The 12,915-nt window shown below is 40.5% G+C and carries 13 protein-coding genes; 6 read left to right on the top strand and 7 right to left on the bottom strand.

Annotated features, from left to right (window positions below; all coding sequences use genetic code 11):
* Positions 1-59: 59 nt before the first annotated feature.
* Positions 60-1,337, bottom strand: a complete 1,278-nt coding sequence (locus DSM08_RS12320; RefSeq protein ID WP_149526442.1) for a hypothetical protein — start codon at positions 1,335-1,337, stop codon at positions 60-62.
* A gap of 513 nt (positions 1,338-1,850) precedes the next feature.
* On the opposite strand from DSM08_RS12320, the gene DSM08_RS12315 reads away from it, so the two are divergent.
* Complete coding sequence (locus tag DSM08_RS12315) at positions 1,851-3,182, top strand: Na+/H+ antiporter NhaC family protein (RefSeq protein ID WP_149526441.1); 1,332 nt, start codon at positions 1,851-1,853, stop codon at positions 3,180-3,182.
* A 403-nt stretch (positions 3,183-3,585) separates the two neighbouring features.
* On the opposite strand, the gene DSM08_RS12310 is transcribed toward DSM08_RS12315, so the two are convergent.
* Positions 3,586-4,191, bottom strand: a complete 606-nt coding sequence (locus DSM08_RS12310; protein WP_149526440.1) for an NUDIX hydrolase — start codon at positions 4,189-4,191, stop codon at positions 3,586-3,588.
* On the opposite strand from DSM08_RS12310, the gene pyrE reads away from it, so the two are divergent.
* Complete coding sequence (pyrE, locus tag DSM08_RS12305; protein WP_149526439.1) at positions 4,190-4,837, top strand: orotate phosphoribosyltransferase; 648 nt, start codon at positions 4,190-4,192, stop codon at positions 4,835-4,837. The two genes, DSM08_RS12310 and pyrE, sit on opposite strands and share 2 nt — an antisense overlap.
* Before the next feature lie 4 nt (positions 4,838-4,841).
* Positions 4,842-5,240 (top strand): SRPBCC family protein, encoded by a 399-nt coding sequence (locus DSM08_RS12300; RefSeq protein WP_149526438.1) that lies wholly within the window; start codon positions 4,842-4,844, stop codon positions 5,238-5,240.
* 76 nt (positions 5,241-5,316) lie between these two features.
* On the opposite strand, the gene DSM08_RS12295 is transcribed toward DSM08_RS12300, so the two are convergent.
* From DSM08_RS12295 to DSM08_RS12280, 4 genes are all read right to left on the bottom strand, one after another.
* Positions 5,317-6,246 carry a transporter family protein gene (locus DSM08_RS12295; protein ID WP_149526437.1) on the bottom strand — a complete coding sequence of 310 codons (930 nt, stop codon included), beginning with the start codon at positions 6,244-6,246 and terminating at the stop codon, positions 5,317-5,319.
* Position 6,247: 1 nt separating this feature from the next.
* Positions 6,248-7,273, bottom strand: a complete 1,026-nt coding sequence (locus DSM08_RS12290; RefSeq protein WP_149526436.1) for a cytochrome-c peroxidase — start codon at positions 7,271-7,273, stop codon at positions 6,248-6,250.
* Positions 7,266-8,075, bottom strand: coding sequence for an MbnP family protein (locus tag DSM08_RS12285; protein WP_149526435.1), 810 nt, complete (start codon positions 8,073-8,075; stop codon positions 7,266-7,268). Before DSM08_RS12285 ends, DSM08_RS12290 begins: the two co-directional genes overlap by 8 nt.
* A gap of 87 nt (positions 8,076-8,162) precedes the next feature.
* The gene (locus tag DSM08_RS12280; protein WP_149526434.1) at positions 8,163-8,531 is read right to left on the bottom strand and encodes a hypothetical protein; all 369 of its coding nucleotides are present in this window, start codon (positions 8,529-8,531) and stop codon (positions 8,163-8,165) included.
* A 143-nt stretch (positions 8,532-8,674) separates the two neighbouring features.
* Here DSM08_RS12280 and DSM08_RS12275 point away from each other — a divergent pair, with 143 nt between their 5' ends.
* Positions 8,675-9,604, top strand: coding sequence for a 3'-5' exonuclease (locus tag DSM08_RS12275; protein WP_149526433.1), 930 nt, complete (start codon positions 8,675-8,677; stop codon positions 9,602-9,604).
* A gap of 18 nt (positions 9,605-9,622) precedes the next feature.
* On the top strand, positions 9,623-10,591 hold the full coding sequence (gene trxB, locus DSM08_RS12270; RefSeq protein WP_149526432.1) for a thioredoxin-disulfide reductase: 969 nt from the start codon (positions 9,623-9,625) through the stop codon (positions 10,589-10,591).
* Between the two features lie 179 nt (positions 10,592-10,770).
* Here trxB and DSM08_RS12265 read toward each other — a convergent pair whose 3' ends face one another.
* Positions 10,771-11,559 (bottom strand): Cof-type HAD-IIB family hydrolase, encoded by a 789-nt coding sequence (locus tag DSM08_RS12265; protein ID WP_149526431.1) that lies wholly within the window; start codon positions 11,557-11,559, stop codon positions 10,771-10,773.
* A gap of 56 nt (positions 11,560-11,615) precedes the next feature.
* On the opposite strand from DSM08_RS12265, the gene DSM08_RS12260 reads away from it, so the two are divergent.
* Complete coding sequence (locus DSM08_RS12260) at positions 11,616-12,821, top strand: class I SAM-dependent methyltransferase (protein ID WP_149526430.1); 1,206 nt, start codon at positions 11,616-11,618, stop codon at positions 12,819-12,821.
* Positions 12,822-12,915: the final 94 nt, after the last annotated feature.

Genomic DNA, 12,915 nt, shown 5'->3' with positions numbered 1-12,915 from the left:
TACGAAGCAGCCTCTTACTATTTTATTGTTTTCGTAGGTAAATTATTAAGGGTATTGAACTATTTCTTTATTAAATTATAGGTCAGCCCAATGAATGGGCCAGGTCTATAGCGCTCCAAGTATTTTATCTCTTTATCGGAGGTGCTGAATCTTAGGTTTTCATCGAGATTGCTCGTGTCCAATCGTTTGACATTGACGAAAGAAACGCCTGCCGTTAATACCAATTGATTCTTTTGTAAAAAGGCTGCGGATGCACCCAAGAAAAAGTTGATCTTCTTATTGTTGTTATAACTCAAACCAGTGGATAGCCCATATTCTACGGGCGTTCCGAAATCATACAAAGCATGTACTAGCGTACCAATGGAATGGGATAACAATTCTTTCTCTAACTGTTTGACACCAACAGGCTCTTGGTTTTCGTGCAGTTCAGCATAATCATGATCTGCAACAAAAGAAAGTAAATATCCCGCACTAACATTCACTCGCAATTTATGCGTAGTCTTAACGGAAAATTCGGGGAATCTATGTAACACGGTATCCTCTTTGCAGCATTTTAATACCGGTTTAATAAGAATTTCGTCACCCAATGCTTGATGACTTTCTCCAACATAAGTATAACTTGAATTCTCAGCAATCTGATGAATCTTAAAAGCTTCGCGTCCATCCTTGTATATTTTATCCCTATGGGAATCACTTAATAACTCTTCATATATCTTCTCTGCCTCTTGCCAATTGGAGCCATAGTAATCTTTTGTTTCGCTGTTAGAATTGACCAGTGGGGCATAAGTAGATTGCAGTAGGAGGAAGTTTTCTTTTATTGCATCGATACTAAGAAGATTCGCGTAGCGTTCGATTTCTTTTTTAAACTGTGGTACGTCGGCTATAAACGGTTCCTTATTAATGTATGCCTCTAGTTCCTTGCGGAGCGTTGCGGTCTCTTTGACTTTCTCGGCTGCCGCTTCGAACCGGAAAAAATTATCGGGAAATTCGTTGTCTATTACCGCGATCGGTGTCACAACGTTTTCATTCGTATCGGTCGATGTAATCATTGCGCTGCTCACGGTGGGTAGGAGCGGTTTTAGAAATTCTAGTATCTGTTGGAAGCCAATCTCAAATTCGTAAGTCGTAGGAACGTAAGTAGCTTCGCCCTTCGCTAAAAAGGGATTGATATTTACTATTTCTACTTTAAAGGTTGATTTATATCGTACGCTAGCATTCTTCGGGAATTTTCCTGGGTTGAATTTGTCGATGCGTATAATCTGCTCATCGCCCACTTGCGCCGTAAGGCTAAATGACAATCCCAAAAGGAGAAAAACTGTGAGTAGTATCGATTTCATCTTCTTCAATATTTAGGGTTAATAGAAGCGTTCTTTCGATATTCGGGAAGATCATAAAAGGTAGATTTCTTTCAAATATCAGCCGTAAGGTAGCCATATAGAAAAACTGTGGAAATACCTAGTGCTAGGGATTTTTTAGGCTGCGAAGGATGGGAATAGCTTTAAAACACAAAGAGAAACAAACCTTTGTTCCTCTTTGTGTTTTCTGCTTTTAATGGATTCCGAAGCAAGTCGTAGCGAATAGTAATACGACTGCGACAAAAAGTAAAAGGAACAGGTTCGTCAATGGTGTCCTTTTCATGTTTATTTAATATTGCGTTCAAATTGGTGATTAACATTAAAGTTACGCTTTTTTTTGAGCTATAGAAATATTTCTACAAAGTACATGTCTTTAATTTATTGTTATTTATAAATGAACATAGAAAATACCCTACTTGTTTTGTAGTTTTTTTATTGAAGTGTCTGTTCTAGGATAATTATAGTACTTTTGTACGTTTTATCAATACTAATCGTATGAAGAGAGGCAATTTCTGGGCCTTACTGCCATTAATATTTTTTGTTGTCGTTTACTTCACCGGGTCGTATATATTGGGTGACTTTTATGCGCTGCCCGTTCTTGTTATCTTCGTTTTAGCGCTGTTCGTTGCGTTTTTTCAATTTCCAAAGGTGCCTTTCGCCGAAAAATTAAAGCATTTTTCGAAGGGCTCTGGCGATGAGAATATTTTGATTATGATCCTCATATTCTTATTGGCGGGCGCATTCGGAGAGCTATCTAAGAATGTGGGAGCGATATCTTCAACCATTAATTTTGCGTTGACTTATGTATCACCGCAGTTTATTATTGCAGGACTTTTCCTCGTCGCTTGTTTTATATCAACCTCCTTGGGTACATCAGTCGGTACAATCGTCGCTTTGGCACCCATTGCCGTAGGCTTGGAAGAAAATATCTCAGGCATTATGCCAATAGCCTTAGCCGCAGTGATAGGAGGAGCCATGTTTGGCGATAATCTCTCCTTCATTTCCGATACCACTATTGCTGCCACCCGTACGCAAGGCGTAGCAATGCGTGATAAATTTAAGGTCAACTTTAAGATGGTCCTGCCTGTTGCCGTTCTGGTATTTATCATCTATGCATTCCAAGGACAAGATCTAGTGAAAAATCTACAGCAGATACCAGTGGGCGAGTATGAAGTTGTCAAAATCGTTCCCTACCTGGTTGTATTCATCCTTGCGCTGCTAGGACTCCATGTTATTTTCACGCTAGGAATCGGTATTCTTGTTGCCGCAGGTATCGGGTTAGCAAGTAATACTGTTGACTTCCTAACGATATTGAAATCTATTAACGATGGTTTCGCAGGCATGTTCGAATTGAGTATCCTTTGTCTGATCATCGGTGGCGTTGTAGGCATCATCCGACTAAACGGCGGAATAGAATTCTTATTGAACGCTGTAACCAAGCGAATCGATTCCAAGAAAAGAGCCGAGCTCGGTATCGCTTTCTTAACAAGCTTAGTTAATTTGGCAATCGCTAATAATACCATCACCATCGTAATCGTTGGCCCGATCGCTAAAGAAATATCCGATAAAAACGGCTTGGACGGAAAACGCGTCGCCAGTATTTTAGATACCATATCCTGTTTCATTCAAGGATTAGTTCCTTATGGTGCCCAAATCCTTGCAGCGCTGGCAGCCGCCAATATGATACTTTCCGACCGACAATTGCCGCTACTTTCGCCAATAGATATTATGCAGTATTTGTATTACCCTATTTTATTAGGGATTATCACCCTGCTGTTTATCATCTTCCGAAAAGAAAAGCCTGTTGCTACAGAAGCGAAATCCTAAGATAACCTTATTAGAGTCGTTGTTTGGCAAGGTTATAACAACTTCAGCTCAATAGCATATTTAAGTCCTTACAAACCCCAATTAAACCCGCCCACGAGCGGGTTTGATTGGGGTTTGTATTGGGTTTGAATTGGGTTTGAATAGTATTTAGTATTTAGTAGTTAGTATAAAGACCTAGGGTGAGCGTAAGCTTCTCTCGATGACGTTTGTTTTGAACCAAGAAAGGAAGGATGAAAAAGATTAGCAGGATCCTGTCAATCCTTGCATCCTTCCTTTCCTGGTTCAAGACAAATTTCCCTTCCTTTTCTGTATCAGAAAAACGTCTAACGTCTAATATCTCACATCTAATATCTAGTCTAGCCCGCCATAGGTCTAAATACTAACTACTAAATACTAACTACTCCTATATTCCCTGTATCACATCCAAAATCAATGGATAGGTATCATTTTTAATTTTGTCGAGGTTTGCTTTTTTGACCCAGATTGCTTGGTCGATATCTTCTTCGAGTTGAGGGGTTAGTTTAGGGATTTTGTTGACGCCCATTTCGTACCATTTTGTTTGTTTCAGTACGAATTTGCCGCGCATGGTGTAGCAATGGTAGGTTGTTTCAATTTTTTTGCCTAGGTAGTTTATTTTGATGCCGCATTCCTCTTCCACTTCGCGGAGTGCAGCCTCTTTCATTTTTTCATCTTCTTCGACTTTTCCTTTCGGCAGGTCCCATTTGCCGAGTCTATGGATAAAAAGGTATTGGCCTTCGCCATTTTTTACAAGTCCTCCTGCAGCTTTGATGATTCGAATATTGGCAATAAACGATTTAAATACTTTTTCAATATTGGGCTGTATGTGTAGATAGATGTTTTTTTCAGCCTTGTTTAGCGATTGGTTAAAAAGTTTTTCTAAATCAATGTCTTGTAAACCAATCGTTTGAATGTTGCCTTTGATTTTTGGAGCAAAATCTGCAAAAATTAACAGAGATTGGTTCATATAAATTTTATAAATTTGTGCCATGAATTATTTAAATGAGGTTGAACAAAAAGTTGCAGAATCCTTATTGCAAATTAAAGCAATAAAATTACAACCTAAAAGTCCTTTTACATGGGCATCGGGATGGAAGTCTCCAATTTATTGTGATAACCGTGTAGCTTTATCACATCCATCGATTCGTACGTACATTCGTCAAAAGCTATCACAATTGATTCAAGAAGAATTTGGATCAGTGGATATGATTTCGGGTGTAGCGACGGCAGGTATTCCTCAAGGGGTATTGGTTGCACAAGATTTAGGTTTACCTTTCTCTTACGTGCGTAGCAGTGCTAAGGATCATGGTCGTCAGAACATGATTGAAGGAGAAGTGATCAGCGGACAACGTGTTGTCGTAATCGAAGATTTAGTTTCTACGGGTAAGAGTAGCTTAATCGCCGTTAAAGCATTGCGTGAAGCAGGTTGCAACGTCGTTGGTTTAGTTTCTATTTTTACTTATGGCTTTGATGAAGCTCGCAAGAACTTTGAAGAAGCAAAATGTACATTCCATAGCTTATGTAATTATGATGCCTTAGTACGTGTAGCTGCATCAAATAGTTACATTATGGAGTCTGATATCGAATTATTAGAAAAATGGCGACAAGATCCAGCAAACTGGAGCCCTGAAGTTTAAGCTTATGACAGTTATACAGAATTCTACACTTATTGGTAAACCTGTCGAGGAGGTTTATAATTTCCTTGCAGATTTAAATAATCATGAGCAATTGATGCCCGAGAATATTTATAATTGGGAGTCAACTGCAGACGAGGCTAGATTTACCATCAAGAACATGGCAAAATTAGCTTTGCGCATCAGCCAACGTATCGAAAATAAAGAGTTGGTAAGTGTTCCTTCTGAGGAAGCGCCATTTGCTATTACTTTGCGTTGGAAGGTAGAGCCAGCATCAGAAACAACGACAACTGCGACCTTCGTTATTGAAGCGGAGTTGAATATGATGATGAAAATGATGGCATCAGGTCCTTTACAGAAATTAGTGGATCACCAAGTAAGTAAATTAAAAGAAGTTTTAGGTTAGTTCTTAAAATATTCATGATACGGAAAAAGCAGCTCAACGAGCTGCTTTTTTTTTGGAATTTAAATTACATCCTTCCTTAGAATGAAAATGACACGTGAGTTAGCAGTCGATTTCCTGCGTCAATTCTTCCTCTGCCGAGTTCTTGCTGAATCGGTGTTTGGAAGGATGCTCCAACGGATATCCTATTGAAATTTGCCTCTAACCCCATAGAAGCGTTCAGGATATGTCCGCCAGTTTCTTCCACCTTAAAACCCATTGCATGGTCTTTTTGTTGGCTTTCGAATGATATACCTGCATAGGGAGCGAGTCGGCTATTCGCGCCCAAGGCTATTTTATAATATGCGGATGCATTTGCTGCGATTTTATTCCCATAGCGGTAATCATCCTTATTCTCTGTATTTATTTTGTAACTAGCATTCGCATTGATGCCGAAGTCCTGAATGCGGACATCATACATCAGACTAGGTATAAAATCTAGACTCCCTGTTCCCAGTTGGAACATATTGGGATTTGTCGCCGTTGCATTTTGCTGTTCGGCGACGTCGTACGCTCCGGTTGGGAGTTTCACACCCATCCCAACCCAAAGCGATTGTACGACTAATTTATTATTCGCCGTCGGATTCGATTGATCGAATAGTTTGTAGTATCCGTTTAGCGTGATATCACCAATTCCATTCTTTTTTCTTAATAGATCGCTGCCTTCGGTGTATTTTTCGTTGAAATTATAGGGTACAAGGGCGAGCACGCGCCATTTCTGTCCAATGTTCCAAGCGCCCCACAGTTCCATCGTTTGGTACTTCTCATCGGTAGAAAGTGCAGTTCGATTTCCGTTGATATCCAATTGTGTCGTGAGTCTATTGAATTGATAGCGCAGTCCGACAAAGCGTTTGGTAAAGTCGGGGAGGAGTCCTATATAGTTTCCGCCGACACCACAGCCACAGATATCGCAAGCCTGGCTAGATTGGAAGGCTATAATTAAGCTAAGTGTTATTAAGAGTTTCTTCATTTTATTCTTGGAATAATGGGTTTTTAACAAAAGTTTCATCGTTGAGCGTATTTAGGAATGCCAGCAGTTGCACCACTTCGGTGTCGCTCAAGTCAATACCTCCAGTATTTTTCAGTATCGGATCAAGATTGGGTGTTTGTTGCACCTCGCGTCTGTAATGGTTGATGACCGCCTGTAGATTCCTGAATCTTCCGTCGTGCATATAGGGTTCGGTGTAAGCTAGATTTCGGAGGCTTGGCACCTTAAACTTCAGCTTATCGTTTTCCAACTGCGATATTTCGAAACGCCCTTGGTCTTTAGCAGGGTTGATTCCAATTCCATTATCGCGGTATGATCCATCGGTAAATAGCGGTTCGGTATGGCAGGAATTGCATTTAGATTTGAAGATCATGTAGCCTGCCTGTTCTTCAGCGGTAAACAGCGCCTCCTTGCGTATTGCTTTGTCGTATTTAGATTGATCCGATACAAGCATCAGCATAAATTGCGATAGCGCCTTCAGCATATTGCCGCTGCTGATCTCGGGGCTGCCGAAAGCTTTTTCGAAAAGACCGCGATACTCCGCAGAATTGTTCAATTTCTTTAAAACATTGGGCAGCTTTTCATCCATCTCGACCACATTTTCTATCGGCGCCACGGAAAATAGATCCAAATCAAATACTCCTCCATCCCAAAAGAATGATTTGGACCAGGCCAAATTGACTATGGACATACTGTTCCTAATCCCCAGTCTATCGTCAATCCCGTGGCTGACGTCGTGACCATGATGGGTGAAAGCATTAGCAGGGATATGACAACTACCACAAGAAATAGTATTATCCCTAGATAAGATGGGGTCATAAAATAGTTTTTTGCCGAGTTCAAACTTCTCTTTACTGATTGGATTCCCGGGGAAATTGTAAACAGGTTCTGGGAAATGCGCAGGCTTAACGAATGCAATGATGGTTTCGTCAATAAGATCATCCGCCTTTTGACAGGCGAGGATGATCGATAGAATAAATCCCATAACCAGCAGACTGGTCTTATTCATTACTTAATTTCTGAAAGTTGTGCGTATGATCGTGTGTAAACATCGTAGCGTAGTTTGCCGCGATCAGATCGTTAGGCCCTGCTACCATCACGGTGCTGTTCTGAGCAATGCTAATTTTGTTGTCGGCGTCGAATACTTTTCCCAAGTCGACCATTAAGTGTATATCCGAGCTTAAGTTTTCTTTGACTTCTGCGGCGCCGGCCTTTGTCAGATCGATTTTAATTGTCTTTATATTGTTCTTGGTAGGCTTGTCATAGCCACCAAAAAGACCGATATGGTAGCGGAATTTTTTGTCGGTGCTGGTTGATGCTGGCGATGTGCCCTCCATTTTAAAGAAGATATACCCGCTGTTCCAACTCCAAAACATGCCATGTTTAGCGATATCCAACGCGCCGGTACGTTCTTCAACGGGTAGAGTATTGGTGATGCTATCGACACCTAGAACGAACTCCAGCTTCGTGTATTTGCCTTCTGGAATATTGAATTTTGGAAATAGGGATGCTTTATCGGCTGCGTCGATTAAGAAATACGATTCTTTTTTAGGCAAAGCGTACTCTTCACCTTTCTCATTGGTCAGTTTAATATTGCTGACATAATATTTGAGCAATTCGACATTAAACTGTTCATTGCTGTTGTTGCTATAAGTGTAATCGTTCAACACAAGGGACTTTCCACCGACGATATGGTCGAATTTAAGCTTTACCTGACCGTTTTTGTTGTTTTCGAAATTGATGTCATCTTTAGAGCAAGAGAATAAACTGGCAACAAGCAATAGGCTAGCCAATAGGAATTTAATATTCATGGTACTGTTTAACTGAATGTAAATGATAAAATAATAAGGGCAATAGTTTTTTTAACTATGGCCAAAGGGATGTTATTGAGGTTTCAGTTAAACGAGGGGTGGGCGCAATAGATTTGTTGAGATATCTTTTGGATTCATGTTAGACTGAAATAATGCATAGTCTAATTGGATGAATTTCGGATATACCGGAGATTGGAACGAGAATACAAAGTCTTGTTGGGTAAAGGCTTCGTGGAAATTCAATTTAAAGTTTTGTTGTTCCTGTTCCTGCTGTGCTTTTAGTTTTTTGGCAAGATAACATTGTCCATGACAGGAATTGTCTTCCATATTGCGTTGTATACAGAGATACTTTTCAATATAGTTTTGGTTGTAGTAGAAGGATGCTGATATCAAGAGTGTCATATTGCTTTGCAAAAGCATTATGGGAATCATCAGATATAGCAGCAGCCTCTTCATTTTGCTTGCAAATCTAATTGTTAAGTTTCGTAAGTAAAAATTTTACATTGAATTAATTTAGTAAAATGAAACGATTCGAAATCTAATAGAATAGTTTTTGTACTTTTGTACAGTTTGCAAAAAATCATAAATCTACAAAGAACATGGAATTGAACCTAAAGCGCCCGTTGGCCTTTTTTGATTTAGAAACAACGGGAGTCAATGTTTCATCGGATAAAATTGTTGAGGTGTCTATTTTGAAGGTGTCACCGGGAGGTCAGGAAGAAACTTTAACATTACGTATAAATCCGGAAATGCCGATTCCAGCGGAGTCTTCTATGTTTCATGGAATTTATGACGAGGATGTAAAAGACCTAGCTCCGTTTCGCGAGCGTGCTGCAGAGATTGCGGCATTTATTGGCGACGCCGATTTGGCGGGATATAATTCTAATAAATTCGATGTACCGATGTTGATGGAGGAATTCCTGCGTGCAGGTATTCCCTTTACGTTGACAGGCCGCGCATTTGTGGATGTGCAGAATATTTTCCATCAAATGGAGCAGCGTACATTGAAGGCTGCGTATAAATTCTACTGCGGTGAGACCTTAGAAAATGCTCATAATGCTGAGGCAGATGTTCGTGCGACCTATGATGTATTAAAGGCACAATTAGCGAAATACGAAGGCGCTGATTTTGAAGATAAACATGGCAATGTAAGCAAGCCCGTTGTTAATGATGTGCAGGCTTTACATGCTTTCACTAATTTGAGCAAGCCGGTAGACTTTGCCGGACGTATCGTATATGATGAGGATGGCGACCCGTCGATCAATTTCGGGAAACACAAAGGCAAGAAGGTTACTGATGTTTTTGAAGTGGAGCCAAGTTACTATGCGTGGATGCAAAATGGTGATTTTCCATTGTACACGAAACAAGTTTTAGAAGAAATCTGGACCAATTATAAAAATACAAAGAAGGCTGCGAAGCCTGCTGTTTCCACGGAGAAGGGGGAGTTCAAACGCCCCGTGAAGCGTGAAGAGCCCAAACCAATTACGTCGGATATGCTGGCGCAATTGCAAGGGAAATTTAAGAAGTAGAAGATATAAATAAAGATTATGAATAATACAGAACAAGAAGTAGAACACGTAGGCTGCCTGATTATTGGTTCAGGTCCTGCAGGTTATACTGCAGCAATTTACGCTGCACGCGCGGATTTAAAACCTGTAGTTTACACAGGAATGGTACCGGGTGGACAATTAACACAAACAACTGAAGTTGATAACTTCCCAGGTTACCCAAAAGGAATTACCGGGCCGGTTATGATGGAGGATTTACGTGCGCAAGCGGAGCGTTTCGGTACGTCAGTACGTTTTGGCTATGCGACAAAAGTAGACTTTTCTATCGATGGCGGTATTCATACCGTAGAGATCGATGGAATCAAAACACTTACTGCTGATACTGTGATTATCGCTACTGGTGCAACAGCGAAATGGTTAGGCTTAGATTCGGAGCAAAAATATAATGGTTTTGGTGTATCTGCATGTGCGGTATGTGATGGATTTTTCTTCAAGAATCAAGATGTCGCTATCGTAGGTGCTGGCGATACTGCTGCTGAGGAGGCAACTTACCTAGCAAAACTTTGTAATAAAGTTTATATGTTGGTGCGCAGAGATGAGTTCCGTGCTTCTAAAGCAATGGTTCATCGTGTCATGAATACGCCAAATATCGAAGTGTTATACAATACAGAAGCGCAAGAAGTTTTAGGTGACGGACAGGTAGTAACTGGATTACGCGTGATCAATAACCAAACGAAAGCACTTACTGATTTAGATATTACGGGATTTTTCGTAGCGATCGGTCATAAACCGAATACGGAATTGTTCCAAGGAATATTGGATATGGACGAGACAGGTTACTTGATCACAAAACCTGATAGCACAGCAACGAATATCCCTGGGGTATTTGCTTGTGGAGATGTGCAGGATCATATCTTCCGCCAAGCGATTACTGCTGCCGGAACCGGCTGTATGGCTGCTCTGGAGGCAGAACGTTATCTTGTTGCTAAAGAAGATATCGTAGTATAAAAAAACTCACATTTTGAGAAAAAAACTAAAGGGGCTGATTCACATCGGCCCCTTTTCAGTAAAAGTAATCCAAACTATAGATATAATCTAAGTTCTTCTATTCAAAAATATGGTATCAGCGGCGAACTCTATATACCTAGCAAAAGGTATATTTGAGGTCGTTTTAACCGATTTTAATACTAAATCACGCCAAATTTCTTTAATGCATTCCAAATGCCGTTGTCATCGACTTCATCGGTCGTATAATCGGCAATTGCCTTAACCTCCGGATTTGCATTTCCCATCGCAACGCCAACTTTCACATGCTGGAGCATGCTGATATCATTTCCACCATCACCAAAAGCCATAGTATGTTCGATATCAATTCCGAAATGCTTACAGAAAATATCAATTCCGACTTTCTTACTCAATCCTTTCGGATTTACGTCGGCAAAAAGCGGTGTCCATCGGGAAGCTAAAGAGTTCGGCATGACTGAGTTCATGAATTCTTCTTCCTCATCTGGTCCTAAAAATATGTTGGTTTGCAAAATACTGCTGGTATCTACTAAATCCATATCCACCAGTTTGGGAACTGGAAGATTCAAGTGAGCATACATCCCCGCGATCTCGGGTGTCACGTCGTGAATGGTTATTTCTTGCTCCGACATGAAAGAAAAGCTCAGTGGCTTCTGCTTTGCATAGTCCATCACCGATTGGATATCTTCCTTGTCGATTGCTTTCCGGAATAAGACTTCATTTGTGTTGGTCAAGCAATATCCGCCGTTGAACGTGATAAATCCATCAAAATCTAGAAATTTCACATGGTCGATGCTATTGATCGATCTGCCGGTAGAAAGAATTGTTTTAATGCCTTTGCTTTGTAGTTCCTTAATTGCTTCAACCGTAGATTCTGGGACTTTGTGTGTTTTAAAGCTGATTAATGTACCGTCGATATCAAAGAAGACGGCTTTAACAATTGGGTTTTGCATATACAAAGGTACGTTTTAGGCTGATGATTCCTATCTTTGTTTCAAATTCTTAAGACATGGCAATATACCAAGATTTCATCGAGCTATTAAAACGAAGTATAAAAGATAAAACATTAGTTAAGCTTACGTTGAGTAACTATAAGGGGCAAGAAGCTGGTTTGAAGAATCTGTATGTCAAGCTTGTAGAAATTAAACGTGAGTTGAAAATGTCCTTTGTCTATCGTTATCAGACTCGTGATATCACAAAGAATTATAGCCTTCGCGATGGCTTTGACGCATTGGTCGAGGCTGTGCATTTTAAGGGATTCCGTTCGGTGGTCTTGCAGACTATTGACGAGCAGTTGGACATGCAGATGAATAAGAAAGCGGAATGGACGGGTTTTAGAAGAGCGTCTTCTAATGCTGTTGAGGTAGATTTAAAACACGATAAACAAAAGGAGCGCAGACTTCAAGATTCATCGAAATCCTATTTGCAGGATTTGAAGCTTACTGATGCTAATGGTCAGGTATATAAAAATGCGCAGGATAAATGGAAGCAGATTAACCATTATATAGAGATATTGAGTGGTTCGCTGGCCAACCTTCCAAAAGAGCGTAACTTACGCATCGTAGATATGGGTGCTGGAAAGGGTTATTTGACCTTTGCCCTATATGATTACCTGCACTCGGAACTGAAACGTGATGTTTCGGTGGTGGGTGTAGAGTTTAGGCAGGATCTGGTTGAGCTGTGCAATACAATTGCAGAGCGCGCAGGGTTCAGCCAATTGCACTTTGAGGAAGGAACCATCGAGAATTATACTTCCGACAAGAATATCGATGTTCTCATAGCCCTACATGCTTGTGATACGGCAACAGACGATGCGATCTATAAAGGGATTAAAGACGAGGCTTCGCTGATTGTTGTGGCACCTTGTTGCCACAAGCAGGTACGCCGTTCTTTGGAGCGCATTAAAGCCAAGAATGATTTGGACTTTATGACCCAATACGGGATTTTCATGGAGCGCCATGCGGAAATGCTTACGGATAGTATTCGCGCATTGATCCTGAACTATTTTGGTTATGACACCAAGGTTATGCAATTTGTTTCAGATCAGCATACGCCTAAGAATGTGATGATTGTTGCAGAGAAGAAGGCTATTTCTGTTGATCGACAACAGGAAATACTGGCGAAATTAGCAAGCTTAAAAAGCTATTATGGACTGGACTACCAGCATTTAGAGCGCTTATGCGAATTAGATATTTTGGCGAGTAAGGCCGTCTGATTTTTATTGACTCCGATTAATCTATAAAAACAACAATAAACGGCTATTTCGCTACAAGATTGTAGTGATTTTAGCCCTTGTTTTCGGCACAAAG

The organism is Sphingobacterium hotanense, from assembly GCF_008274825.1.
In the GTDB taxonomy this organism is placed as follows: domain Bacteria; phylum Bacteroidota; class Bacteroidia; order Sphingobacteriales; family Sphingobacteriaceae; genus Sphingobacterium; species Sphingobacterium hotanense.
Note: the sequence above shows the minus strand (reverse complement) of the source record. Positions and strands in the feature narration are given on the sequence as shown.

What these genes read in the sequence shown, in the direction of transcription:
- DSM08_RS12320 (WP_149526442.1), bottom strand. Translation starts at nt 1,337, where the DNA reads ATGAAATCGATACTACTCACAGTTTTTCTCCTTTTGGGATTGTCATTT.
- DSM08_RS12315 (WP_149526441.1), top strand. Translation starts at nt 1,851, where the DNA reads ATGAAGAGAGGCAATTTCTGGGCCTTACTGCCATTAATATTTTTTGTT.
- pyrE (WP_149526439.1), top strand. Translation starts at nt 4,190, where the DNA reads ATGAATTATTTAAATGAGGTTGAACAAAAAGTTGCAGAATCCTTATTG.
- DSM08_RS12310 (WP_149526440.1), bottom strand. Translation starts at nt 4,191, where the DNA reads ATGGCACAAATTTATAAAATTTATATGAACCAATCTCTGTTAATTTTT.
- DSM08_RS12300 (WP_149526438.1), top strand. Translation starts at nt 4,842, where the DNA reads ATGACAGTTATACAGAATTCTACACTTATTGGTAAACCTGTCGAGGAG.
- DSM08_RS12295 (WP_149526437.1), bottom strand. Translation starts at nt 6,246, where the DNA reads ATGAAGAAACTCTTAATAACACTTAGCTTAATTATAGCCTTCCAATCT.
- DSM08_RS12290 (WP_149526436.1), bottom strand. Translation starts at nt 7,273, where the DNA reads ATGAATAAGACCAGTCTGCTGGTTATGGGATTTATTCTATCGATCATC.
- DSM08_RS12285 (WP_149526435.1), bottom strand. Translation starts at nt 8,075, where the DNA reads ATGAATATTAAATTCCTATTGGCTAGCCTATTGCTTGTTGCCAGTTTA.
- DSM08_RS12280 (WP_149526434.1), bottom strand. Translation starts at nt 8,531, where the DNA reads ATGAAGAGGCTGCTGCTATATCTGATGATTCCCATAATGCTTTTGCAA.
- DSM08_RS12275 (WP_149526433.1), top strand. Translation starts at nt 8,675, where the DNA reads ATGGAATTGAACCTAAAGCGCCCGTTGGCCTTTTTTGATTTAGAAACA.
- trxB (WP_149526432.1), top strand. Translation starts at nt 9,623, where the DNA reads ATGAATAATACAGAACAAGAAGTAGAACACGTAGGCTGCCTGATTATT.
- DSM08_RS12265 (WP_149526431.1), bottom strand. Translation starts at nt 11,559, where the DNA reads ATGCAAAACCCAATTGTTAAAGCCGTCTTCTTTGATATCGACGGTACA.
- DSM08_RS12260 (WP_149526430.1), top strand. Translation starts at nt 11,616, where the DNA reads ATGGCAATATACCAAGATTTCATCGAGCTATTAAAACGAAGTATAAAA.